This window comes from Embleya sp. NPDC059213, assembly GCF_042754445.1.
Lineage (GTDB): Bacteria > Actinomycetota > Actinomycetes > Streptomycetales > Streptomycetaceae > Embleya.
In genome coordinates, this window is sequence record NZ_JBHZAV010000036.1 from 44,560 (window position 1) to 68,985 (window position 24,426).

General features: G+C 72.4%; 24 protein-coding genes and 1 pseudogene. 16 read left to right on the forward strand and 9 right to left on the reverse strand.

Annotated elements, in window-relative coordinates; all coding sequences use genetic code 11:
• Positions 1–54 precede the first annotated feature (54 nt).
• Positions 55–1,704 (reverse strand): annotated as a pseudogene (locus tag ACFXMF_RS16165) (FAD-dependent oxidoreductase); the annotation flags it as partial.
• A gap of 206 nt (positions 1,705–1,910) precedes the next feature.
• Here ACFXMF_RS16165 and ACFXMF_RS16170 point away from each other — a divergent pair.
• From ACFXMF_RS16170 to ACFXMF_RS16200, 7 genes are all read left to right on the forward strand, one after another.
• On the forward strand, positions 1,911–2,159 hold the full coding sequence (locus ACFXMF_RS16170) for a hypothetical protein (protein ID WP_360318392.1): 249 nt from the start codon (positions 1,911–1,913) through the stop codon (positions 2,157–2,159).
• Positions 2,160–2,235: 76 nt separating this feature from the next.
• Positions 2,236–2,865, forward strand: coding sequence for a helix-turn-helix domain-containing protein (locus ACFXMF_RS16175; protein WP_360318390.1), 630 nt, complete (start codon positions 2,236–2,238; stop codon positions 2,863–2,865).
• The gene (locus ACFXMF_RS16180; protein ID WP_360318388.1) at positions 2,862–4,148 is read left to right on the forward strand and encodes an MFS transporter; all 1,287 of its coding nucleotides are present in this window, start codon (positions 2,862–2,864) and stop codon (positions 4,146–4,148) included. Before ACFXMF_RS16175 ends, ACFXMF_RS16180 begins: the two co-directional genes overlap by 4 nt.
• Positions 4,149–4,287: 139 nt before the next feature.
• Entirely contained in the window at positions 4,288–5,730 is a 1,443-nt protein-coding gene (locus ACFXMF_RS16185) for an FAD-binding oxidoreductase (protein WP_379989456.1), read from the forward strand.
• Positions 5,731–5,904: 174 nt separating this feature from the next.
• Positions 5,905–6,447 carry a hypothetical protein gene (locus ACFXMF_RS16190; protein WP_379989454.1) on the forward strand — a complete coding sequence of 181 codons (543 nt, stop codon included), beginning with the start codon at positions 5,905–5,907 and terminating at the stop codon, positions 6,445–6,447.
• 97 nt (positions 6,448–6,544) lie between these two features.
• Positions 6,545–7,390, forward strand: a complete 846-nt coding sequence (locus tag ACFXMF_RS16195) for a DUF4097 domain-containing protein (RefSeq protein ID WP_379989452.1) — start codon at positions 6,545–6,547, stop codon at positions 7,388–7,390.
• A gap of 311 nt (positions 7,391–7,701) precedes the next feature.
• Positions 7,702–7,926 carry a hypothetical protein gene (locus ACFXMF_RS16200; RefSeq protein ID WP_078974137.1) on the forward strand — a complete coding sequence of 75 codons (225 nt, stop codon included), beginning with the start codon at positions 7,702–7,704 and terminating at the stop codon, positions 7,924–7,926.
• Positions 7,927–8,025: 99 nt separating this feature from the next.
• Here ACFXMF_RS16200 and ACFXMF_RS16205 read toward each other — a convergent pair whose 3' ends face one another.
• Positions 8,026–9,570, reverse strand: coding sequence for a PucR family transcriptional regulator (locus ACFXMF_RS16205; protein ID WP_379989451.1), 1,545 nt, complete (start codon positions 9,568–9,570; stop codon positions 8,026–8,028).
• A 195-nt stretch (positions 9,571–9,765) separates the two neighbouring features.
• Positions 9,766–10,719 (reverse strand): YafY family protein, encoded by a 954-nt coding sequence (locus tag ACFXMF_RS16210; RefSeq protein ID WP_360318481.1) that lies wholly within the window; start codon positions 10,717–10,719, stop codon positions 9,766–9,768.
• Positions 10,720–10,924: 205 nt separating this feature from the next.
• Here ACFXMF_RS16210 and ACFXMF_RS16215 point away from each other — a divergent pair, with 205 nt between their 5' ends.
• On the forward strand, positions 10,925–11,182 hold the full coding sequence (locus tag ACFXMF_RS16215) for a hypothetical protein (protein ID WP_360318378.1): 258 nt from the start codon (positions 10,925–10,927) through the stop codon (positions 11,180–11,182).
• 68 nt (positions 11,183–11,250) lie between these two features.
• Positions 11,251–12,099: a helix-turn-helix transcriptional regulator gene (locus ACFXMF_RS16220; protein WP_360318376.1), complete on the forward strand. Its 849-nt coding sequence runs from the start codon at positions 11,251–11,253 to the stop codon at positions 12,097–12,099.
• Between the two features lie 49 nt (positions 12,100–12,148).
• Here the strand turns inward: ACFXMF_RS16220 and ACFXMF_RS16225 are convergent, their stop codons facing one another.
• The 3 genes from ACFXMF_RS16225 to ACFXMF_RS16235 all read right to left on the reverse strand — a co-directional run bounded on the left by ACFXMF_RS16225 (position 12,149) and on the right by ACFXMF_RS16235 (position 14,904).
• Complete coding sequence (locus ACFXMF_RS16225) at positions 12,149–12,826, reverse strand: L,D-transpeptidase (RefSeq protein WP_379989448.1); 678 nt, start codon at positions 12,824–12,826, stop codon at positions 12,149–12,151.
• Positions 12,827–13,075: 249 nt separating this feature from the next.
• Entirely contained in the window at positions 13,076–14,509 is a 1,434-nt protein-coding gene (locus ACFXMF_RS16230) for an MFS transporter (RefSeq protein ID WP_379989446.1), read from the reverse strand.
• On the reverse strand, positions 14,506–14,904 hold the full coding sequence (locus ACFXMF_RS16235; RefSeq protein WP_379989444.1) for a cupin: 399 nt from the start codon (positions 14,902–14,904) through the stop codon (positions 14,506–14,508). The genes ACFXMF_RS16230 and ACFXMF_RS16235 overlap by 4 nt, the downstream gene beginning before the upstream one ends.
• A 147-nt stretch (positions 14,905–15,051) precedes the next feature.
• Here ACFXMF_RS16235 and ACFXMF_RS16240 point away from each other — a divergent pair, with 147 nt between their 5' ends.
• From ACFXMF_RS16240 to ACFXMF_RS16250, 3 genes are all read left to right on the forward strand, one after another.
• Positions 15,052–15,735 carry a TetR/AcrR family transcriptional regulator gene (locus ACFXMF_RS16240; RefSeq protein ID WP_379989442.1) on the forward strand — a complete coding sequence of 228 codons (684 nt, stop codon included), beginning with the start codon at positions 15,052–15,054 and terminating at the stop codon, positions 15,733–15,735.
• Positions 15,736–16,224: 489 nt separating this feature from the next.
• Positions 16,225–17,997: an LCP family protein gene (locus ACFXMF_RS16245; RefSeq protein WP_379989439.1), complete on the forward strand. Its 1,773-nt coding sequence runs from the start codon at positions 16,225–16,227 to the stop codon at positions 17,995–17,997.
• 563 nt (positions 17,998–18,560) lie between these two features.
• On the forward strand, positions 18,561–19,016 hold the full coding sequence (locus ACFXMF_RS16250) for a CBS domain-containing protein (protein ID WP_360318364.1): 456 nt from the start codon (positions 18,561–18,563) through the stop codon (positions 19,014–19,016).
• Between the two features lie 42 nt (positions 19,017–19,058).
• Here the strand turns inward: ACFXMF_RS16250 and ACFXMF_RS16255 are convergent, their stop codons facing one another.
• Positions 19,059–20,144 (reverse strand): alkene reductase, encoded by a 1,086-nt coding sequence (locus ACFXMF_RS16255; protein ID WP_379989460.1) that lies wholly within the window; start codon positions 20,142–20,144, stop codon positions 19,059–19,061.
• A 120-nt stretch (positions 20,145–20,264) separates the two neighbouring features.
• A complete protein-coding gene (locus tag ACFXMF_RS16260; RefSeq protein WP_379989436.1) occupies positions 20,265–20,696 on the reverse strand; it encodes a RidA family protein in 432 nt (143 codons plus the stop codon).
• Positions 20,697–20,824: 128 nt separating this feature from the next.
• Here ACFXMF_RS16260 and ACFXMF_RS16265 point away from each other — a divergent pair, with 128 nt between their 5' ends.
• The gene (locus ACFXMF_RS16265) at positions 20,825–21,247 is read left to right on the forward strand and encodes a MarR family transcriptional regulator (protein WP_360318358.1); all 423 of its coding nucleotides are present in this window, start codon (positions 20,825–20,827) and stop codon (positions 21,245–21,247) included.
• A gap of 71 nt (positions 21,248–21,318) precedes the next feature.
• Positions 21,319–21,996 carry a GNAT family N-acetyltransferase gene (locus ACFXMF_RS16270; RefSeq protein ID WP_379989434.1) on the forward strand — a complete coding sequence of 226 codons (678 nt, stop codon included), beginning with the start codon at positions 21,319–21,321 and terminating at the stop codon, positions 21,994–21,996.
• 168 nt (positions 21,997–22,164) lie between these two features.
• Here ACFXMF_RS16270 and ACFXMF_RS16275 read toward each other — a convergent pair whose 3' ends face one another.
• Positions 22,165–23,037: a LysR family transcriptional regulator gene (locus ACFXMF_RS16275; protein ID WP_379989433.1), complete on the reverse strand. Its 873-nt coding sequence runs from the start codon at positions 23,035–23,037 to the stop codon at positions 22,165–22,167.
• 91 nt (positions 23,038–23,128) lie between these two features.
• Here ACFXMF_RS16275 and ACFXMF_RS16280 point away from each other — a divergent pair, with 91 nt between their 5' ends.
• Positions 23,129–24,148 (forward strand): aldo/keto reductase, encoded by a 1,020-nt coding sequence (locus tag ACFXMF_RS16280; RefSeq protein WP_379989432.1) that lies wholly within the window; start codon positions 23,129–23,131, stop codon positions 24,146–24,148.
• Between the two features lie 4 nt (positions 24,149–24,152).
• The coding region (locus ACFXMF_RS16285; RefSeq protein ID WP_380020670.1) for an SDR family NAD(P)-dependent oxidoreductase at positions 24,153–24,426 on the forward strand (274 nt) is incomplete at its 3' end.

The window sequence follows — 24,426 nt, forward strand, 5'->3', positions numbered from 1 at the left end:
CGGGGAATCCGGGGAACCTGCGGAATCCGCGGAGTCCCTCCGGGCGCCCAACGTGTCCAGGTAGCGGTGCACCAACATCACCGTCATCGCACCTTCGCCGACCGCCGACGCGACCCGCTTGACCGAGGCCGCGCGCGAGTCGCCGGCGGCGAACACGCCCGGCACGGCGGTCTCCTGGACGAACGGCGGCCGACTCCAGCCGTCGAGTTCGCCGTCGCAGTCGTCGAGGAGTTCGCTGCCGGTGAGGATGTAGCCCTCCCGGTCGCGGCGCACGCCGCTGCCGTCCAGCCACGCGGTGCGCGGGCTGGCACCGATGAAGACGAACAACCAGGACGCGGGGACCGTCTCCTCCTTGCCGGAGTCGCGGTCGCGCAGGGTGAGTTCGCGCAGCCGACCGGTGCCGTGCGCGTGGGAGACCTCGGTGCGCACGCGCACCTCGATGTTGGGGATCTGCGCCAACTGCTCGATCAGGTAGTGCGACATGGACGCCTCCAGGCCCGCACCGCGCACCAGGATGATCACCCGGCGGGCATAGCGGGCGAAGAACACCGCGGCCTGACCGGCCGAGTTGGCCGCGCCGACGATGTAGACGTCCTGGTCGCGGGTGTCCGGGCCAGTGGTCAGCGCCGCGCCGTAGTAAACGCCGCGGTCGGTGAGTTCGGCCAGGCCCGGCGCCTCCAGGGTGCGATAGGACACGCCGGTGGCGAGCACCACCGCATGGCCCCGGGCGACGATGTCGCCGTCGCACGAGATGGTGCGCACCTCGCCGTCCACGTGCAGTTCGGTCACGTCGCGCGTACTGACCATCTCGGCGCCGAACTTGAGCGCCTGGCGGCGGGCCCGGCCGATGAACTGCGAGCCGGAGATGCCGTCCGGGAAGCCGAGATAGTTCTCGATCCGCGAACTCTGCCCGGCCTGGCCACCGGTGGCCTGGCGCTCCACCAGCAGTGTGCGCAGCCCCTCGCTGGCCGCGTACACCGCCGCGCCGAGGCCGGCCGGGCCGCCGCCGACGATCACCACGTCGTACAGGTCGCCGGAGGCGGTCACGGACAGGCCCACGTACTCGGCCAGTTCGCCCTTGGACGGGGCCCGCAACACGGTCGAGTCCGGCGCGATCACCACCGGCACGTCGGCCTCGGTGGTGCCGGTCTCACGCATCAGCCGGCGCGCCTCGGCCTGGGTGACGTCGTACCAGCGATACGGCACCCCGTTGTTGGCGAGGAAGTCGCGCAACTCGAAGGAGGGCGCGGAGAATCGGGCGCCGATCACGGTGGCCCAGCTCTCGTCCGGCACCGGCGCGGTCTCCCACGCGGTGATCAGCGAGTCCAGTACCGGGTACAGCCGTTCCTCCGGCGGATCCCACGGCTTGAGCAGGTAGTGGTCGATGTCCACGTCGTTGATCGCCCGGATCGCCGCGCCGGTGTCCGCGTAGGCGGTCAGCAGCACCCGTTTCGCACGCGGGTACAGATGCGCGGCCTGTTCCAGGAAGGCGACCCCGTCCATCTGTGGCATGCGTTGGTCGGCGATCAGCACCGCGACCTGTTCGCCCCGCTCGTGCAGTTCGGCCAGCGCCTCCAGCGCCTGGGCGCCGGATTCGGCGCGCACGATGCGGTGCCGGTCGCCGTACTGCCGCCGCAGGTCGCGGGCGACCGCACGGGACACGGCCGGATCGTCGTCGACGGTCAGCAGGACGGGCTTGTCCACGAATTTCCTCACGGGCTGGGCGGAGCACAAAAGGGGACCGCTGCCCGGATCCGGCCTCGGCCATGCACCGGACGGCGCGTGCGCCACGTTATCTCCTCGCGGAAACCCGCAGGTGGGGAGCCATCGACCGGACGTATGCCGACACCTGCGGCGAAAGTCGTGCGCTTTCCCTGCCGACCCGCGTCCGACATGCCTAACGTGGCGCTATGTCCGAGAAACGACGCCCCCCGCATCGCGAGACCATCCAGGCGCTCGTCGGAGTGGCCGTGATCGTGATCGGCCTGGTGGTCACGTTGATCCTGCACTTCACCCACGACTCGGACGGACCGCGGCCCACCCCGGTCCCGGTGCCGATCAGCCCCACCGCGCCCGTGGCGCCGAACCCGCCGACTCCCGCGTCCCCCACGCCCCCCGCGTCCCCCGTGTCCCCTGCGGCCTTGGCCGACACGTCCTGAGATCGGCGCAGCAATTGCAGAGACTTCTCTGCCGAGAGTCCTTTGCAGAGAAGTCTCTGCCTATTAGAGTCGAGGCATGCCCAATCCCCTCCCGAGGATGGACGCCCGCAGCCTGCGTGGCCTGGCCCATCCGCTGCGCATGCGCCTGGTCGAACTCCTCAAGCTGGACGGCCCCGCCACCGCCACCCGACTCGCCGCGCGGCTCGGCGAGAGCACCGGCACGATCAGTTGGCACCTGCGCACCCTGGCCGAGCACGGCTTCATCGAGGACGACCCCGACCGCGGCACCAAGCGCGAGCGCTGGTGGCGGGCCGTCTACAACCCGCGCCAACTGAACACCAGCGACTTCCGTGACGACCCGGCCACGAGCGGCGCGCTGGCGGTGTACGAGGACGAGGCGCTGCGCCAACAGGCCGAGCGCATGGTGGCCACCTACGCCGACGCCCAGGAGATGGGTCCGGAATGGGTCCGGGCCCGGGCCGTCTCCGACTGGAGCGGCGCCCGCCTGACGGCCGATCAGCTCGCCGAACTCAACGATCGGGTGGTCGCGCTCGTGAGCGAGTACACCCAGGCACCGGAGCTGCCCGGCGCGATCACCGTCGTGCTCCAGTACCAGGCGCTGCCACGCCGATCCGCGGAACCGACGCCCGACGAACCGACCACCCAGGACCCGACGCCCGAGGCACCCACCGAGGAGCCGACGTGAGCGGACTGCTCCGCCGACACCGCGACTTCCGCCTGTTGTGGTTCGGCGAGACCACGGGCAGGTTCGGCGCCTCGGTCACCAGCGTCTCGATGCCGCTGATCGCGGTCTCCACACTGGACGCGAGCACGTTCCAGGTCGGCCTGCTCGGTGCCGCGGCCTGGTTGCCGTGGCTGCTGATCGGTCTGCCGGTGGGCGTATGGGTGGACCGAATAGCGCGCCGCCCGATCATGCTCGCTGCCGCCGCGGCGTCGTGCGCGCTCTTTCTGTCCGTACCCCTGGCGCACTTCGCGGGGTTGCTGAACATCGGCCTGCTGTTGGCGATCACCCTCGCCACGGGGGTGTCCGCGGTCTTCTTCCAGACCGCCTACACCGCCTACCTGCCGAGCCTGCTGAAGCCCGTCGACCAGGCCGAGGGCAACAGCAAGCTGCACGGCAGCGCGTCCGCCGCGCAGATCGCCGGGGTCGGCGCGGGCGGCCTGATCGCGCAGCTCGTGGGCGCGGTCAACGGGATGTACGTCAACGCGGGCACGTTCCTGACCTCGTTCGCATGTCTCCTGAACATCCGGCACCGCGAGCAGTCGGCCCACCCGGACCCGGCGGCCGCCCCGAGCGCCGAGCCCTCGCTGATCCGCGAGATCGGGGAGGGGTTGCGGCTGGTCGCCCACGACCGATGGTTGCGCACGTTCGCGCTGTTCGGCGGCGTGTCCAACCTCGCTCTGATCGGGCTGCAATCGGTCCAGGTGGTGTTCCTGGTCCGGACGATCGGGGTCAGCCCCGGAGCGGTCGGCGGCCTGATCGCGATCGGCTCGCTGGGCGGCGTGGCGGGGGCCTTCGTCGGCCGCCGGGTCGCGGCGCGGATCGGCACCGCGCGGGCCACGATCGTGTTCGAACTGGGTCTGCCGGTGATCGTCCTGCTCGTCCCGCTGGCCGCCGAGGGACCCAGGCTCGCCCTGTTCGTGGTGGGCAACTTCGCCATGGTGGCGGGGGTCGTGGCGGGCAACGTGATCAAGGCGGGGTTCCAACAGAGCTACTGCCCGCCGAGGTTGCTCGGTCGGATGGCCGCCAGCATGCAGTTCGTCAACTACGGCACCATCCCGGTGGGCGCGGTCCTGGCCGGCGCGTTGGGCTCGACGATCGGCGTACGCCCCACCGTCTGGGTAATGGCGGCGGCCATCCCGTCCGCCGCGCTGATCCTGCTGTTCTCACCGATGGCCCACCAACGCGACCTCCCGACGAGCAGGGAGGAGGACCTCGACACACCTGTCGCGCAGCGGGTCGCCTAGCGAATCCGGGCCGGGCGCCGGCTCGGCCGCGCGCTGAACCCGTCCGAAAACTTGACGGCGGGTGTCGAGTTATCGAGGGAGAGTGGCCGCACAAAACCAGGGGCGCCGCTCCGGGCGCCCTCGAGCGAAGGAGTCTGCGATGACCGCGAACAACGCCGCCGCACAACCGGGCGGCGACCCGGAATTCGCCGCCGCGATCGCCACGCTGACCGCGCGGGTCGAGGGTGTCGTGGTCGTGCCGGGCGACGCCGGGTACGACGACGAGCGGTCCGGATTCCAGACCGCGTTCCGACCCCGGCCGGACGTGATCGTGGGCGCGGCCGACGCCGAGGACGTGCGGCTCGCGGTCGAGTTCGCCCGGGCGCACGGGCTGCCGGTGGCGGTCCGGGCCACCGGGCACGCTCCGGCGAGCGCGGCCCCGGGCGGCGTGCTGATCTCCACCCGACGGATGGCCGAGGTCCGGGTCGACCCGCGGGCGCGGACCGCGTGGGCCCAGGCCGGTGCGCGCTGGGAGCGGGTGGTGGCCGAGAGCACCCCGCACGGGCTGGCCCCGCTCAACGGCTCGGCCCCGCACGTCGGGGTCGTCGCCTACACGCTGGGCGGCGGACTGGGCCTGATGGCGCGCGAGTTCGGCTATGCCGCCGATCATGTCCTGGCCATCGAGGTGGTCACCGCCGACGCTATGGTGCGGCGGGTCACCGCCGAGAGCGACGGCGACCTGTTCTGGGCGCTGCGCGGCGGCCGGGACAACTTCGGCATCGTCACCTCGATCGAGTTCGAGCTGTTCCCGGTGGCCCGGGTGTACGGCGGTTCGCTGATCTTCGACGCCGACCACGTCGAGGCGGCCACCGCGGCCTGGCTCGCCTGGACCGAGACGGTGCCGGAGCAGGTCACCTCGTCGATCTCGTTCATCGGTCTGCCCGACATCGAGCAGGTCCCGCCGCCGTTGCGCGGCCGGCACACCGCGTCCATCAAGATCGTGCACACCGGCGAAGTCGCGGACGGGGAACGCCTGGTGGCTCCGCTGCGCGCGGTCGGGCCGCGTCTGGTCGACAACCTGGCCGAGCTTGCCTACGCCGACTCGCACACCATCCACAACGACCCGGCCCATCCGCACGCCTACCTCGGCGACAACGTCCTGGTCCGCGACCTGGATCCGGAGACGCTGCGGCAGGTGTACCGCATCGCCGGCCCCGACGCGCCGATGATGGTCATGCACGAGGTGCGCCACCTCGGCGGCGCGCTCTCCCGGCAGCCGGCCGTGCCCAACGCGGTCGGCCACCGCGACGCGCGCTACATCGTCCGGGTCGTGGCGATGATCGACGGGGCGGACCTCGATGTCGCGCGGGCGCTCCAGGCCGACGTCCGAGCCGTACTGAAACCGCTGTCCGTGGGCCGCAACCTCAACTTCGTCTACGGCGACGGCGTCCCGCCCACCCCGGATCAGGTCGCCGCGATGTACGACCCCGACACCCGGCTCCGCCTGGCCGAGCTCAAGGCGGCCCACGACCCGAACAACCTGTTCACCGGCAACCACAACCTGCTCGCCCCGACCACCAACGACGAGTCGGACCCCCGCTGAACCGCCGGCCCCGGCGATCGCGAGTCGTGACCGTCGGGGCCGCGACGGACGCACCACCCGCGGCATCGCATGACGTCACCCGAAGGCCGGATGACGCCATGCGATGCCTTTTGACGTCACGATCGCAGCCATTCTCGCTTGCACATGACGCCATTCTGACGTCATGATGACGTCATGGACCTCGCGCCTTACGTCGACAAGCTCTGCCGGGAACTCGCGGTCGCCGCCGAGGCGGGCGGCACGGAGTCTCGGCTGCTCGCCGAGCGGCTGATCGTGCCGCTGGAGTCGGCGACCAGGCTGGCCCTGCTCGGCGCACTGTCCGCCGCCGCGGACGAGATCAGCCGCGAACTCGCGCCGGGTTCGGTGGATGTGCGGCTGCGCGGGCTGGATCCGGACTTCCTGGTCACGCCCGCGCCGGCCACCCGGCCCTTCGAGCCCGCGGCCGAGGACGCCTTCGAGGCCGACCCGGGCGATCCCCCCGGCCCGCCGCCCGCCGCTCCCGCGCCGGAAGCGGACGAGGGCGGCACGTCGCGCATCACGCTGCGGCTGTCCGATCAGGTCAAGTCCAGGGTCGAACAGGCCGCGAGCGGCGAGGGCCTCTCGGTCAACGCGTGGCTCGTCCGGATGATCTCCGCCGCGCTCGAACCCGAGGACCGCGGCCGGGACAAACGTGCGACCTCGCGCGGCGCCCAGCGCTACACCGGCTGGGTGCGCTAACCGAATCCCCTCGGGACGGAACCCGGCCCGCCGGACGGCCGGTTCGACCACCCGCGCCCACCACCCACCCCGATCACCTTCGCCGAAACGGGATGCCATGCCTGTCTACGAAACGCCCGAACCCATCTTCGCCACCGTCGAGTTGGAGGCCGGCCTCCTCCGGATCAGCGCGAGCGAGCGCACCGACACCGTCGTCGAGGTACGCCCCAGCGACCCGTCGCAGGCCGGCGACGTGCGCGCCGCCGAGCAGACCTCGATCCGCTACCGGTCGGGCCGCCTGACGGTGCGGACGCCCGAGAGTCGGACCCGTTCGTTCTTCGGGCGATCCCCCTCGGTCGAGGTGACGATCGAACTGCCCACCGATTCCCGAGTCGAGGGCAAGGCGGCCGCAGCGGACATCCACACCGAGGGCCGAATCGGCGAAGCCGGATTCAGCGTCGCCGCCGGCAACATCCGGCTGGACCGGACCGGCGCGCTGAAGCTCGACGCCACCTCGGGCGACGTCTCGGTGGCCCATTCGGTCGGACACACCGACGTCACCACGTCAGCCGGCGAGATCCGGATCGACCGGATCGACGGCACGGCGGTGGTGCGCAACACCTCCGGCGGCATCTCGCTGGGCGCGGTGAGCGGCGACCTGCGGCTGAACACCACGCTCGGCGACATCACCGTCGAGCGCGCCCTGACCACCGTCGGTGCCAAGACCGTGTCCGGCGACGTGCGCATCCGCGAGGTGGTGCACGGCGCGGTGCGCCTGGAGACCGCGTCCGGCGAACTGGAGGTCGGCATCCGCAAGGGCACCTCGGCCTGGCTGGACCTGAAATCCCCGGCCGGTCGGATCCACAACTCGCTGAACTCGGCGGACGGCCCGTCGGCCGGCGACGACACCGTCGAGGTCCGCGCCCGCACGTTGTCCGGCGACATCGTGATCCGCCGTTCCTGACCCGCCCCCGCCCACCCGAAGCGCGCCGACGCGCGTACCGGAGAGGAGCAGCCATGTGGGCCGCACCCGAAATGTCAGGTGGCATCTGGCCGTTGCCACATCCGGTACCGCTGCCGCTGCTGTGCGCGCTGTTGATCCTGGCCGCGCTCGCACCCCTGGAGCGCCGGCGCCGACATCGAGCGGTCGCCCTGCGACGCACGCCGGCACCACCGACACGCACAACGCGGCAAATGTCGCAATCCAGGACAATGTCGGCGGAACATGGGAGTCGAATGCGGACACCAGCCGCCTCGATCCCGCAAGGAGCACCCATGCCCGTGACCGCCGACCTCGACAAGCTGCTCGACAAGGCCTACGAGAACAAGACCCTGAGCGAAGTCCTCGCCGCGCCCGTCGCCGGGCTGGCCGGGATCACCGACGCCCACGCCGAGCACCTCGCCTCGCTGAAGATCACCACGATCGGCGACCTCGGCCGCAACAAGTACTTCCGCTGGGCCGCGTCGCTTGCCGACCTCCAGGACAGCGGTGCCAAGTAGCCGTCCGCAGGTGCACGATCGCGGGCCCGCGCCCGGCCGAACGGGGCCGCCGCGCGGACCCGCGCCGCCGTCCCGCCGGCCCGCTCCTCCCGCCCCCGCTCAACCGGCGTGCTCGGTCTCCAGCGCCAGCAGCAGATCCACCCGGTCCCGGGCGGAGAACAGATCCCGGCCCGTCAGGTCCCGGACCCGGCCCATGCGTTGATGCAACGCGCTGACGTGTACGCCCAGCGTCCCGGCGCAGCGCTGCCAGGCACCGTTCGCGGCCAAAAAGGCGGCGAGGGTGCCGATCAGGTCGGTGCCGTGTTCGGCGTCGTACGCCCGCAGGCCCCCCAGGACCCGATCCGCGAACGCGCTGCGAACCGGTGCGGGTACGGCCGCCAGCAGCGCCGGATAGGCGTCGATCTCCGGGCCGACGGCCACCGTGAGCCGGCCGGGGCGCGCCCACGCGAGGTCCCGCGCGCCCCTGGCCTGGGCCAGCGCCGTCGCCCACGTGGGCGACATCCCGGCAATCCCGATCGCCACCCGCTCGGTCCCCAGCAGCGGCTGCCACCAGTGCGCCGCCTGTTCGAGCGCCGCCGCGATCCGGGCCGCCGCACCGGCCCCGGTCCCGGTCCCGGCCGAGCCGAACACGACCGTCTCGGCCTTGCCGCAGGCCACCACCCAGCGTGCCGCCGGATCCGCCGCGAGCACCCTTTCGATCAGGTCCGACACGAGCCGCTCGGTCGCCGGGTCCGCGCCGTCGCCCGCCGCACAACACACGATCGGCGCCGCGTCCGGTCCGATGCCGGCCGCGCCCAACCGGGCCCGGACCGCGTCCGGGGCCGCGTCCGACTCGACCAGGTCGACCAGTTCCCAGGCGTGCGCCCGTTCCACGCCCAGCCGCTCGGCCCGCCGTGCACCGCCGAGCAGCAGCAGGTCGGCGGCCTGGGCGAGCGCGTCGTCGTCGGTGCGGTCGCCGGCACACACGAGGTAGCCGGCGAACGTCGAGCCCCGACCGAGCGCGAACACCGTCTCGCCGTCGATCACCGCCGGCAGCCGCGCCGCCGCGAGCGCGCCGCGCGCGAGCTCGACCGGATCGGCCGCGACGCACGCGGCCTCCGCCCCGGCCGCCGGTGCTGCGGCGAGCACCCGCCCGGCGGGGGTCAGCACCCGGCAGGCCGCGCCGAGTTCGCGGGCGAGCAGGTCCAGCAGGTCCTGGGTGTCCGCGCCTTCGGCCAGCGCGGTGATCAGGCGCCGCTGCCGACTCGGCAACCGCCCGGCGCCCGGCCCGTGTTCGAGGGCGAGCCGGTGCGCGACCACCTCGGCGATCCGCACCGCCGAGGCGGCGCGCGGCGCCAGGAGCAGCGGCAGGCCGGCCCGCGCGCACACCTGGACCAGCGCGTACGGCACCTCGTCGGGGGCCGGTTCGGTGCCGTCGGTCCCCTCGCGGGCCTCGGGCAGGGCCACGACCGCCGCGGCGCCGCCGGCCGCGAGCGCCCGCGCGAGGTCCCCGCGCCCGGGGTCGTACCCGTCCGCGGGCAGCACCACGAGTTCGCCGCCGAGCAGGCCCCCGCCGGGGTCGACCGGATCCGCGGCGCAGACCCGAAGCACCTCGCGCGCGAGCCCCTCCGTACCCGCCAGCAGGGCCAGTCGCAGCTCGGGCATGCCCAACAGATCCTCGACCCGCACCGCCGTGCCCCCAAGCCCTCGCCCATCATGTTCCGATGATCGTATGAACACGGAGCGATGCGGACACGATGGTTCCGCCGGTTCCCCCGTACCACCGCCGCCCGAAAAGCACCCGATCGCCGGAACTCGTGGCCCCGGATCCGCCCGCCCGCTGGGCACCGCGCGCACCACTCACCCGTACGCCCGGGCGATCGTCGTCGCCGTCTCGGCCACCGTCCGACGTGCCTCCGGCGGATCCAGCACCTCCACGTCGGTGCCGAACTGGAGCAGTTGGCGGACCGCGCCGAGTGCCGGGTAGCCCAATTCGACCGTGACCCACTCGGCATCGTGCTCCTGCGGCGGTCCGGTCAGCCAGGCCCCGATGATCCGCACGAACATGTCCAGCCGGGTCCGCCGCACCCGGGCCCGAATCCGCACCACGGCCGGCTGCTCGTCGATGCCCCGACGCAACGCATGCCACACCTCGGCCAGTTCGACCCCGGCCCGGCGCCGCACCGGCTCCTCGGTGACGGTCAATGCGGTGAGCCGATCGGTGTGGAACAACCGGGGCGACCCGTTGCGGTCCGCGACCAGGTACCAGGTGCCCGCCTTGGCCACCAGCCCGTACGGGTCGACCGTGTACGTCCGAGCCGTCCTGGCCCCGCTGCGCCGATAGCGAATCGACAACCGTCGCTCGGCGAACACCGCGTCCTGCAACGCGCCCACGTCCACCGCCGGTTGTGGTCCGACCATCCACCGCTGCGGGTCGATCAGCACCCGGCGGCTCATCTCCTCGGCGGCGGGCCGATGCGGCGCGGGCAGCGCGGCCATCACCTTGCGCAGTGCCGAGCCCAGCGCGCCGTCCAGGCCGAGCGCCGCGTGGGTGCCCTGCTCGGCGAGCACGAACAGGGCGCGGGCCTCGTCCGAGGTGAGGCCGGTGACATCGGTCCGGAATCCGGGCAGCAGCGAGATCCCGCCGTGCCGACCGCGCTCGGCGTAGACCGGCACGCCGGCCGTGGACAGTGCCTCGACGTCGCGGTAGATGGTCCGTGTCGACACCTCCAACCGGTCGGCCAACTCGGCCGCCGGCACCCGACCACGGGTCTGGAGCAGCAACAGGATGGACAGCAGCCGATCGGACTTCACACTCTCCAGCATGCGCCCTCGCCGCGCGGTCGGTCGGCTCGGGCCACCGGCGGACACCTCGGGCGCACCCCGAACCGGCCGTCCGCCCGCGCGCGCTCGCCCAACCGTGACCGAGTGCTCCGCCCCCGACCGCTCACCGTCCGCATCGGTGCGCGCCCCGTGCGCCGGCTGCCCCGGCCCGGTGGACGATGCGACCGTGGACGCCATGGAACGCCCGAACGTGCGCATCGTCATCGACGACAGCCCGCTGCGCCCGCACATCGACGCGGCCGTGTTGTCCAGGGTGGACGACGCGACCCGGGCGCACTACGAGCGGGCCGTCGAGCACGCGCTGGAGCAGGCCGCACTGGCCTGGCAGGCCCGCGACTTCGTCGCGTTCCGCCGCCAACTCGCCGTCCTGGCCGAGACGGTCACCGACATCCAGCGCCTGAGCGCGGTCGCGGCCCGCCGCGCCGACCACTGAGCACCGGCAGCCGAGACGGCAAAGCAGCGACCACGACGGGATCGAGGGCACGCCCTAGACTGCGGGCCGTGAGCGAGAACGAACTTGGTACGTACCTCCGCGACCGCCGCGCGGCGGTTCGGCCCGCCGACGTCGGGCTGCCCGACGGCGCCCGGCGACGCACCCCGGGCCTGCGCCGGTCCGAGTTGGCGACCCTGGCCGGGGTGAGCGTCGAGTACCTCGCCCGGCTGGAACAGGGCCGCGACCGCCACCCGTCCGGTGCGGTCCTGGCGGCGCTGGCGGACGCGCTCCGGCTGACCTCGGAGGAGCGCATGCACGTGCGCAAGCTGGCCAAGGCCGCCGCGGGCGAGATGTTCCCGTGCACGAACGGGCAACCGCCGGCCCGGGCCGTGCGACCCACCGTGCGCGCACTCCTGGAGCGGCTCGAACCGGCTCCGGCGTTGCTGGTCAACCGGCTCGGCGACGTGCTCGCCTTCACCAACGGCTACGAGCGCCTCGCCCGCCCGCTGGGCATCCTGGACGACGAGCAACCCAACCTCGCACGCTACGTGTTCACCGATCACCGGGCACGCGCGGCCTATCCCGACTGGGACCGGATAGCCGACGAACACGCCGCGATCCTGCGGACGGCGGCCGGGTTCGACGATCCGTACGTGCAGGACTTCCTCGACGGGCTGGCCATCACCGCCGGCACCGCGTTCATCGCCCGGATGGCCACACCCGCCACCGTGCCGCGCCGGGTCGGCATCGAGCGCCTGGCCCATCCGGAGGCGGGCGAACTCCGCCTGGAGCGCGAGATTCTCGACCTGGCCGACGTCGACCAGACCCTGCTCGTCTACCTCCCGGTCGACGAGCCCACCTCGGCCGCGTTGGATCACCTCACCGGCCGGCACCCGGGCGCGCTGCGCGCGGTCTGACCCGCGCGCCACCCGGGGCCGGCCGGGAGGAACGACCCGAACCCGCCCGTCACGTCCCGGGCTTGCGCCCGTACACGTACACCTCGTCGCCCGTGCGCAGCAGGCCCCAGTACGCCTGGGCGTCCCCCGGCCGCATGTTGACGCAGCCGTGCGAGCCCGGCGGCGAGGTGATCGAGCCGTCGATCGCGTGGAACGCGATGCCGCCGTCGAAGAATTGGCTGTACGGCATGGCCACGTCGTAGAGCGTCGACCAGTGGTTCTTCGCCCGGTAGTAGACCTTGTGCAGACCGGTGCGGGTCTCGAACCCGTCCCGTCCGGAGCGGATCGCGACCGGCCCGTAGACGCGCTTCGCGCCGTCCTGGATCCAGCTCACCTGCCGACCGAGGTCCACACACGCGATCCGACCGACGTCGGTCGGGCAGCCACCCTCGCCGCCCTGACGCTGGAGGGAGCGATAGGTGACGGGACCGGCGTAGCCGGCCGCCGGGCGAATGCCCTGCCGCTGTTGATAGCCGCGGATGGCCCGGCAGTCGGCGGTGGACTGTCGGCCGTCCACCTTGAGCCCCAACGCCTTCTCGACCTGGCGCTGATACGGCCCGGTCCGAGCCGTGCACGCGGCGGACGCGGCACTCGCGGGCGCGGCCAGGACGACGCCCAGCGGCACCAGCACGGCGGCCGCGGCCACCGCCGCACCCGCTCGACGAAACACACGCGCTAATCCACTCATCGGTCTCCCCTCGAGTCGTACGCGCGCGCTCGCCCGCTCGTGCGGCACGCCGTACGCCGGTCACCGGCGGGTGCGTGGACCTCCGACCCTCCGTCAGTCTGACGCAGAGTCAGCAACAACGCAGCACTGTCCGCGCACCGGTTGTTCACCATCCGACGCGATCGAACGAAAGAGGCCGATATGTACGCCCCTGCCGTCGAGTTCGCGGCCGGGACCACACGCACACGGATCGCGGCTCGCGGCTCGCGATCAGTCGCCGCTGCCGACCTTCGCCGGCACCAGCACCAGCGCGACCACCGCAGCGAGTACGAGCAGGCCGCCCGCCGCGCCCAGCGCGACCGCGTATCCGTGCGCGAGTTCGCGTTTCGAGGCGTCGCCACCGGGGCCGGTGACCGACGCGGCCAAGGTGACCAGGGCGGCCAGACCGATCGAACCACCGATCTGCCGCGAGCTGTTGATCAATCCGCCCGCCATCCCGGCCTCGTGGCCCGGCACACCGGCGGTCGCGGCGGTGCCCAGCGGCACGAAGCACAAGCCCGCGCCGATGCTCGCGACCAGCGACGGGCCCAGGATCGAGCGCAGGAACGTACCGTCGACGTCGAACGCGAGCCCGAACCAACCGAATCCGACCGCCACGAGCACCCCACCCAACCCCAGCAGCCGGCCGGCACCGAGTCGGGCCACCGTCCTGGTCGCCAGCACCGAGCCGATCACGATGCCGCCGGAGAACGGCACGAAGGCCGCGCCGGCGGCGGCCGGTCCGTAGTCGAGCACCTGCTGGAGGTAGAGCGAGGTGAAGTAGAACGCGGCGAACTGCCCGGAGAACAGCAGCATCATGAACAGGTTCGCGCCGAGCACGGGCCGATGGGTCAACAGCCCCATTCGCAACAGCGGCTCGGCGGACCGCAGTTCGACCAGCACGAAGGCCGCGAGCAGGACCGCCGCCGCCGCGAGCGTACCGAGCGTGGCGAGCGACCCCCAGCCCTGTCGCTCGGCCCGCACCACACCCAGGACCAAAGTGGTCGCCCCTGCGGTGACCAGCAGCGCGCCGGCCGGGTCGAGCCTGGACGCGCGTCCGGGCTCGGGTCGATCGGCGGGCAGTCGCAGTGCGGCGAGCAGCGCGAAGGCCACGATCGGCACGTTGATCAGCATGACCGCCTGCCAGCCCACCGACTCGGTGAGCAGCCCCCCGATCAGCACCCCGAACGCGCCGCCGGCCGCGGCCGTCGCACCCCACCACCCGAGCGCCCTGGACCGGGCGGGCCCGGCCGGGAACGTCACCGTGATCAGCGCGAACGCCACCGGCGCCAGCGCGGCGGCGCCGATCCCCTGCACCGCGCGGGCGGCGATCAACGCCCCGGGGGATGTGGCCAGGCCGCCCGCGAGACCGGCCAGGCCGAACACGGTCAGGCCCGCGAGGAGCGTGCGCCGGCGCCCGATCAGGTCCCCGATCCGGCCGCCGAGCATCAGCAGCCCACCGAAGCTCAGCGCATACGCGTTCACCACCCACGGCAGCCCGTCGGCGCCGAAGCCGAGGTCGTCCCGGATGTCCGGCAGGGCCACATTGACCACCGACAGGTCCAGCGCGACGGTGAACTGCACGGTCAGCACCACGACCAGCAATATCCGGGTGACCCGGGGCAACCGGCCCGACTCGGCCGGGGCTTCGATCGTCGCGCTCACGCCCGCCCCCACCCGGTCTCGGCGCGTCGTTCCAGGCGGGTTCCGGAGCGTCGGGCGATCGACATCAGGTCGGTGGGTGCCTCCGGTTCGAGCCGATGCCACCGCCCCTGCGGCACCACGAACGCGGCACCGGAGCGCAGCACGACCGGCGGCTCCTCGCCGACCCCGTCCGCAACACGCAGGATCATCCGCACCGCGCCCGTCCACACGCACACCACCTCGTCCGATTCCGGGTGCATCTCCCAGTGGTCGGCATGCAGGTCCGCGTCCGTCTCGGCGTGGAAGGCGGCCACCTGCCAACCGGGCGAGGCCCCGCCCATCCGGCGTTCACCGGCGTCGATCCGGCCGTCGTCGGCCAATCGCAGGGCATGTTCGAACAGGTCGACGTGGGTCATCGAAACTCCTTGCCGCAGGGGGAAATCGGGCGCCTCCGGGCGCGCCGGGCCGGGCCGGCGCGGGCCGCCGGGACCACGTTGACGTACTCTGTACGTGAACAGCGCCAGTCGAACACGTACGTTGTACGTACGTCAAGGAGGAGCATCGTGCCCGCGCCCCGAAAGTTCAGCCGCGAACAACTGCGCACGGCGGCCCTGACCCTGGTCGACGCCCACGGCCTGGCCGCGTTGACCATGCGCAGCCTCGCCGCCGCCCTGGGCACCGGGGCGATGACGATCTACAACTACGTGGACGGGCGCGAGGGCCTGGAGGGGCTGCTGGTCGAGGCCGTGCTGGCGGACGCGCTGCCGGCGGTCACCGAACACGCCGAGGACGCCGACTGGCGGATCGAGACCCGCCGGCTCGCCGAGGCGAACTGGCGTGCCGTACGCGCCCATCCGGACGTCATCCCGCTGATCCTGACCCGCCGGATCACCGACCCGGCGACCCTGGCGCACGGCGAGGCGCTGCTGCGCGCCCTCGCCCGCAGCGGCCGGCGCGGGGCCGACCTGCTGTACGCCTTCCGCGCCGTGACCGGCTTCGTCACCGGCTTCGCCCAGGCCGAACTGGCCGGGCCGCTGTCGATCGCCCCCGACGAAGACGTCCGGGCGATCACCGACCGGGCCCGGGCGCTGCCCGCCGAGCACTTCCCGTACCTGATCGAGATCGCCGGCGCCGCCGCCGCGAGCACACCCGAGGTCGAGTTCCACGCCGGCCTGGACGTACTGATCGCCGGCCTGGAAAGCCTGGGCGGCGGCCCGAAAGGCTCCGCCGGCCACAGCCGAGCGTGACCCCGTCCACCACCCGAAGCGGCGGCACCACGCTTCGACCCGATCCGAGCGCTATGCCGGGAATGCTCGGCCCGGGTCGCTCGTTGTACGGATCAGTCGGTGAACGGGTGTCCCCGGGCCCAACCTTTGCCGCTGCGAATTACCGTTCGGCTGGAGTCGCGGCGTGCCCCCGCCGAGAGGTGATCCCGCTCACCGACGCCAGAGCGACGGCGCCGCCCCCTCCCCCCGAGGGTGGCGCCGTCTTCACGTCGCTTCGTCGCGTCCCGGCGGGGCGCGGCGGATGCGACGGGACGCGTGACGCACGCCATATCCGGAGCGGTCCCGCGCGCTGCAACCATCGAGTGCGGCACACCGTCCGTTTCCCCGAGGCTGCCTCCCCAATGGTCCGCAGCCGGCACGTGTACGGTCCGTTGCGGCCGCCCGGTACGGTGTCGAGCCAATCCGTGGCAATGCGGCATCGGTTCGACGACAGCACTCTCGGGGGTCGTTTTGAGTTCCGCACCGGAGTCCGGTGGTCGCCGCCGCCGCGCGAACGCGTCGCAGCCGCAGGCGCCCGCCTCCAACGCGGGTTCGACCCCGACCGCAGCGGACACCGCGCCCGATTCCGCCGGCGCCGACGCTCCCGCCGTACCCCGCGCCCGTCGGGGCGAGGACGCGCCGGCCGGCCGGGCCGCGCGGCGCGGAAAGCGCACCGGGCACGGCAAACCGCGCCGGTTCCGCAAGCTCAAGATCACCGCGATGGTGATGTCGGTGGTGCTGGTCGCCCTCGGCGTCACCGGCTACGTGATCTGGGAGAAGCTCAACGGGAACATCAAGCACAGCAAGCTGAACACCAGCGACGTCGAGGTGCCCAAGGACGCGCCCGACGAGTTCGGCCGCACCCCGATGAACATTCTGATGATCGGCTCGGACGGCCGCGACGACCCGACCGACTGCAAGCTCGGCGGCGCCTGCGACGGCGGCGCGCCGCGGGCCGACGTACAGATGTTGCTGCATGTGTCGGCGGACCGCAGCAACGCGTCGGTGATCAGCATTCCGCGCGACACGCGCGTGCAGATCCCGGTCTGCACCGACCCCAAGACGAAGAAGCAGTTCGCGCCGATCAACACCACCATCAACGAGAGCCTGGGCCGCGGCGGGCCCGGATGTGTGGTCGGCACCTGGCAGTTGCTCACCAAGATTCACATCGATCACTTCATGATGGTGACCTTCTCCGGCGTGGTGTCGATGGCCGACGCGGTCGGCGGGGTCGACGTGTGCGTGCAGTCGAACATCCAGGACGAACAGGTCGAGTACATCAACGGCGAGCGGCACGTCGTGGGTTCGCACCTCAAGCTGACCGCCGGCAAGCACACCATCCAGGGCGAGGACGCGCTCAAGTGGCTGCGCACCCGGCACGCCTTCGAGAACGGCAGTGACGTCGGGCGCACCCACGCGCAGCACATGTACCTCAACTCGATGGTGCGCACGCTCAAGTCGAACAGCACGATCACCAACCCGGTCAAGCTGTTCAAGGTCGCCGACGCGGCGACCAAGTCGCTGACCGTCGACGACGGCCTCAACGGTCTGCAGAAGCTGACCTCGCTGGCGACCACGCTGAACAAGGTGAACACCAACCGGATCACCATGACCACGATGCCCAACGACGCGGATCCGCAGGCACCGGACCAACACCTGGTCCCGGCCGCGTCCGCCGAGACGTTGTTCAAGATGGTCCGCGCGGACGTCGCCTTCGACAAGAACGGACCGGCGGCGGGCACCCCGACCCCGCCACCCGCCGCGTCGCAACCCCCGCCGGCCTCGAACGTGGACAAGGCCGCGATCCGGATCACCGTGGTCGGCGCGACCGGAAGCACCCAGGCGGGCGCGGTCACCGAGGGTCTGATCGCCCAGGGCTTCACCAAGGCCGCCAAGGGCCCGGCCGCGGCCAAGCGGCAGACCAGCACGGTGATCTTCCCGGCCAAGGACCAGGACCAGGCCAAGGCGGTCGCCGACGTGCTCGGTCTGCCCGCGACCGCGTTGTCCCCGCAGGCGAACGCGACCCACGTAACGGTGCAGATCGGCAGCGACTGGGGTTCCGGCCCGACCTTCAAGGGCGGCGGGAGCAGCTCGACGACGGCACCCCCGACCGCGCCGCCGCCTCCGCCGGCCGGCCAACTCCCCAGCGGCTCCTCGGCCCTGAACGCCTCGGATGAGGGCGCCTGCATGAAGGTCTACACCGACGCCAAGGACCGCACCGGCAAACCGATCTACACCTGGTAGGCCGTCCGCGGCAACCGCCGTGCGGCGCCTGGGGACAACCCGCCCGGCGACCCGCCGATCCGGGGCCCGCGAGGGCCCAACTCGGCGGCGAATAAGGCCGATTCCGACCCGATCGTCCCGACGTGTGTTCGGCGGTGTGTCGGAAAGACGGTAAGGTGTCCCCACCGAAGACACTTCGTACGTCGGCTTCCGAGTCGACGCCGTCCTCGGTGGGCGAGGACCGTCGGCCGTCCGGCCGGGTCCCCGGGACGGGTCGCCGGAGCATCCGGGACCGCCGTTCGCCCACCGACCGAGCGCACAGCGCCACTTGCGCCACCGCCCGCCGTGGGCCGCCATGCCCACGACGAACCCTCGGCCCACCGGCACACCGCCGGTCCGCTCACCGGCACCCGCCGAACGAGCTGCTTCGGCGCCGAACTCCCGCCGCCCCACCGGGGCGTGTCGTCCGCAGTCGGTGCGCGCACGGTCCCACCCGCAGCCGGTTTCCCGGCCGCGGCCCCATGCCCCGACACCGGCGACCGGCTCGACCCCCGGCTCCGGACGACTGGAAACCAGGTACCCCGATGACCGCCATCCCCCACCATCGCGCCACCGGCCAGGCAACCCCGGCCGGCCCGCCCACCGTCGCCCGGGCCATGCGCGCGGCCGAGCTGTGGATCGACACCGACACCATGGTCGACCAGGCCATCGACCTGATCCACGCGGCCGACGCCGACCACGTGATCCTGCACGCCGAGGACGGCCGCTGCCTCGGCGTCGTACGCCGCGCGCAGCTCGCGCCGTACCGAACCCGCTCGTGGTACACCGCGCGCACGCCGATCGGGAACATCGCGCACGACCGGGGCCCGTTCGCCCGCCCGGAGATGCCCGCCGCCGAGGCGCTGGCAGCCATGCGCGCCCGAGGCATGCGGGTGTGGGCGGTGACCGACGAGGCCGGCCGTGCCGTGGGCCTGCTGACCCCGGACGCGCTGCGCGCCGTCCTCACCGGCACGGCCGACCCCCTGGACGCGGCGGCCTGACCCCGAACGCCGGCAGCCCGGCGCGGAGTCGACCGCGGCGTCCTAACCGACCACCTCCACCGAGGCCGGCGGATAGTCCACGTAGCCGCGCGCGCCGCCGCCGTACACGTCCGCCACCGGCGGCCCGGCCAGCGGCAGTCCCGCCGCGATCCGCGCGGGCAGGTCCGGATTGGTGATGAACAACCGGCCGAAGGCGACCACATCGGCCAGTTCGGTGGCCAGCAGTCGCTCGGCCGTCGCCGGGTCGACCGGTGTCGGGCCGTTGTGGTTCGCGATCAGCGTGCCGGACCAGCGCGGGCGCAGATCGGCGAGCGCCGGGTAGTCGCCACGTTCCAACACGTGCAGATAGGCCAGGCCCAGCGGATCGAGAGCGTCGACCAGGGCCCGGTAGGTCTCGCGCGCGTTCGACTCGCGGATCTGGTTCTCCGGGTTGTCCGGCGAGATCCGCAGGCCCACCCGGTCCGCGCCGATCTCGGCGGCGACCGCGTCCACCACCTCCAATACGAAGCGCAGCCGGTTCTCCGCCGAGCCGCCGTAGCGGTCGCTGCGCAGGTTGGTGTTCTCGGCCAGGAACTGCTGGAACAGGTAGCCGTTGGCGCCGTGGATCTCGACCCCGTCGAAGCCGGCCTCGATCGCCCGCCCCGCGGCACGGGCGAACGCGGCGACCAGGTCCCGGATCTCGGCGACGGTCAGCGCCCGCGGCGTGACGTGCGGCAGCAGTCCCTCGCGGGTGAAGATCGGCGCCTCGGTGATCGGCACCTCGGAGGGTGCGGTCGGCGTCGCACCGTCCAGGGTCACCGGGTGCGTCATCCGGCCCACGTGCCATAGCTGGGCGAAGATCCGGCCGCCCGCGTCGTGCACGGCGGCGGTGATCTCCCGCCAACCCGCGACCTGTTCGTCGGTGTGCAGCCCCGGGATGCCGGGGCCGGACTTGCCGAGCGGGTGGATGGAGATGCCCTCGGTGATCAGCAGACCGGCGCCGGCCCGCTGGGTGTAGTAGGCGGCGGCGTGTTCGCTGGGTACGCCGGTGGTGTCGTGCGCGCGGCCCCGGGTCATCGGGGCCATCGCGATCCGGTTGGGCAGGTCCAGTACGCCGTGCCGATGCGGGGTCAGCAGCGGGTTCGTGATGGTGGTCAACGCGGTTTCCGTTCGTTCGTCGCGGTGGTGGGTACGCCGGGCCTCGCGGATCCGGCGGATCCGGCTGTTTCGGTGGTTCTCGGTGGCTTCTCGGCGCCTTCTCGGCGGCCGTCAGCGGTCAAGGGCGATGACCTCGACCTCGATCAGCCAGTCCGGCTGGGCGAGCGAGGAGACCTCCAGCAGGGTGTCCGCCGGGTACGGCCGGGACAGGAATTCCTCGCGCAGCACGATCACGTCGTCCAGATTCGCGGCCATGTTCCGGACGAAGATGCCGACCTTGACCACATCGGCGAAGGTCGCCCCCGCCTCGGCGAGCACCCGTTCCACGTTCCGGAACGCCTGCCGGCCCTGTTCCAGGAAGCCGCCCTCGACGGTGCGCCCGTCCTCCTCGAAGCCGGCCTGGCCGGACACGAAGATCAGGCCGCCGGCCCGGATGGCCTGCGAGATCCGGTACGGCTCGTACCAGTCCGGCGTAGTGGCGACCCGCTGGATTGCGACGGCGGCGTCGGCGGCGGTGCTGGTGCTGGTGCTGGTGCTGGTCATGATTGCTCCCGAATCTCAAGTAAGTGCATGCACATACATTGTTTGCTTGTGCATGCATAATCTGGCACTGCATGTAATCTGTCAACAGCGGTCTTCCGCTCGACCGAACCGCGAAAGGGGACGGTGCCATGGACGCCAAGCTCTGGGAGCAGGTCGTCGTGCTGCACGCGCGCGTCGAGCACGACCTCGGCAGGACACTGCAACGGCGGCACGGCATAGGGCTGTCCGAGTACCGCGCGCTCTCCCGCCTCGCGGTCGCCCCCGACGGCGAACTGCGCATGCAGGAACTCGCCGACGCGATCGGCCTCAACCAGAGTTCGGTCAGCCGACTCGCGGTCCGCCTGGAAACCGACGGCCTCACCCGCCGCGACCTGTGTCCCAAGGACCGCCGAGGTGTGTACACCGTGATCACCGACGACGGACGCACCCGCCTGACCGAGGCCGGCGCCACCTACGCGGAGGCGCTGACCGCCGCGCTGGCCAGGGCCGCCGCCGATCCGCACCTGGCCGACGTGACGGCGGCCCTGGCGGCGATCCCGGTCGCGGTGTGACACGCGCCCGGCCGGGAGGCGAGAGCGCCCCACCCGCCGAGGAGGCCGACCCGCACTCCCCCGGAGGCCCGATGGAGCAGGCGAACGAGCCGAACGCGCCAAGCGGCGCGGATCTCCCGGGCCCGGGTGCGCTGCAGCTCCGACGCGGCCTGCCGCCCGATGCGCGCCGCCGGGCGGCCCAGCTGTACTGGGAGGCGTTCGGCCGCAAGCTCGGCGCCGCGCTGGGTCCGCCCGAGGCAGGCATCGCGTTCCTCGCCACGCACCTGAACGCGGACCGCGCGATCGCCGCGATCCGGGACGGCGTACTGGTGGGCGTGGCCGGCTACACCCACGCCGGCCGCAGCTTCACCGGCGGCTCCGCCCTCGACGTGCTGCGCGCGTACGGCCGCATCGGCGGCCTGCACCGGGTGGCCATCCTGGCCCTGCTCGAACGCCGCCCCAAGGAGCGCGAGTTGGTCATGGACGGCATCGCCGTCGACCCGAACCACCGCGGCCAGGGCATCGGCAGCCGCCTACTCGAAGAGATCGCCACCCTGGCCCCCGAACTCGGCTGCCGCCGAATCCGACTCGACGTGATCGACGTCAACCCCCGCGCCCGCGCCCTCTACGAACGCCACGACTTCACCGCGATCAAAACCGAACACACCCCCTACCTACGCGGCCTACTGGGCTTCGGCGCCGCAACCACCATGACCCGCAACTGCCAACCCACAGCCCAAAACCCCGGTCCCAACCCATCCAGCGCCTGAGCACACCCCACCACCCACCCGACCCAAAGCGGCACGCGACAAGTCCGGCCCGTCCCGCGTTCGAGGCCGCCCCACCGCAACCCAGCACCCACCGCGGCCCCTCGACCCGACCGCAACCGCCCCGGCCCGTCCGGCACTTGAGGACAACAGCCCCCACCGGCCGGCCGGCTAGAGCGTCTCGACGAAGTCGCGGACCGTGCCGCGATGGTCGTCCCCCCGCCAGGCCACCGCCAGTTCGCTCGGGCTCAACCCACTCACCGGGACCGCCACCGTGCCGGGCCGCTGGTAGATCGCCGCGTTCCCGGCGGCGATGAGCACGATCCCGCTGCCCTCCTCCACCGCCGCGAAGGTCTCGTCCGCGTTGCGCACCGTCGCCCCCACCCACACCGGCCGCCCGTCCCGCTGATCGATCGCCAACCAGTAGTCCCGCAGCGGCCCCGCGGCGGGAGGCAGCGCCAGGAACGGCTCGTCCAAGAGCTCCGCGAAGGCGATCTCCGAGCGCCCCGCGAGCGGATGATCCTCGCGCACCACCACGCACCTCGGCTCGGTCGCCACCACCCGCGTCGCGAACGCGTCCCGGTTCGGGATCGGCAACCACACCAGCGCGACGTCCACCCGCCCATCGGCCAGCCCCGCCGTCGCGTCGTCCCAGTCGATCTGCCGAATCTCCAGGCGTCCATTGGGCCGCCGCACGGCGTACCCCTCCCGCGCCCGCTGCAACAACCCACGACCCACACTCGTGGACAGCCCCACTCGCAACACCGCGGCCTCGGCCGCGACCGCGTCGCCCACCACCCGCTGCGCCTCGTCCCAGCAGCGGATCACCTCGCGCGCCGCCGGCAACAACGCCGCACCGGCCGCGGTCAGCGCGACGGTTCGCCGGTCCCGGTCGAACAGGCGGGCCCGGAGCCCGTCCTCCAACTGGCGTATCTGTTTGCTCAACGCGGGTTGTGACACGAACAGTCGCTCCGCGGCCCGGGTGAAGCTGAGTTCTTCGGCGATCGCCACGAAGTACCGAAGGTCTCGCAGGTGCGTGTCCATAACCTCTGGTTATCACAACCGGTCTTGGACCCGGTGTGCCCACCCACCCGACGATGGCCACGTCCCCGAACCGAACGAAGAGGAAGTACCCATGCGCTACCGCCTGTTCGGCAACACCGGCCTGCGCGTCTCCGAACTGTTCCTGGGCGCGATGACCTTCGGCGGCGAGGGCACCGTCGGCGCGGGGCCCGACGAGTGCCGCCGGATGCTCGACGTGTACGCGGACGCCGGCGGCAACGTCGTGGACACCGCGATCAACTACCGCGACGGCGAGAGCGAACGCATCGTCGGCGAACTCCTGGACGGCCGCCGGGACCGCTTCGTACTCGCCACCAAATACACCGTCACCCGGGACCGCACCGATCCGAACGCCGCCGGCAACCACCGCAAGAACCTGACCCGGTCGTTGGAGACCAGCCTGCGCCGACTGCGCACCGACCACCTCGACGTCTACTGGGTGCACCTGTGGGACCGGCATACGCCGATCGAGGAGACCATGCGCGCGCTCGACGACGCGGTGCGGGCCGGGAAGATCCTCTACATCGGCATCTCGGACACCCCGGCGTGGGTGGTCAGCCGGGCCAACACCCTTGCCGAGTGGCGCGGTTGGACACCCTTCGCCGGGCTCCAGGTCCCGTACAACCTGCTCGACCGCGACATCGAACGGGAACTGCTCCCGATGGCCGAGGACTTCGGTCTCACGGTGGCCGCGTGGGGGCCGCTGGCGAGCGGTGTGCTGTCCGGCAAGTTCACCCGCCCCGGCGGCGCCGAGGCCGGCACCCGGGTGGATCCCGAATCGCTCGGCGAGCGCGAACACGCCGCCGCCCGGGCGGTCCGGGAGGTGGCCGACGAACTCGGCGCGACCGCGTCGCAGGTGGCGATCGCCTGGACCCGGGCCCACTCGCGTACCGTGCACCCGATCATCGGCGCCCGCTCGGTCGAGCAACTGCGGGACAACCTCGGCGCGGTGGACGTGGTGTTGCCCGCGGAGGCGCTCCACCGACTGGCCGCCGCGACCGACCACACGGCCGGCTTCCCGACCGACTTCATCGCCTCGACCAGTCCGTGGGTGTTCGGCGACACCTTCGACCGCCTCGACGGACGGCGCTGACCCGATGACGCGCACCACCGAGCCGGCGACCGCCCGGCCGGCAACCGCCGACCCCGGCCGGTCCGCCCCGATCTCGCTGGTCACCGGCGCCAATCGCGGCATCGGGCGCGAGGTGGCCCGCCGCTTGGGCCTGGTCGGGCACACCGTGCTGCTCGGCGCCCGGGCGGTCGAGTCCGCCGAGTCCGCCGCGCGCGAGCTGCGCGCGGCGGGTCTGGACGCCCATCCGGTGCACCAGGACGCGGTCTCTTATACAAAAAAGACGCAGCCGCCGACAAAAC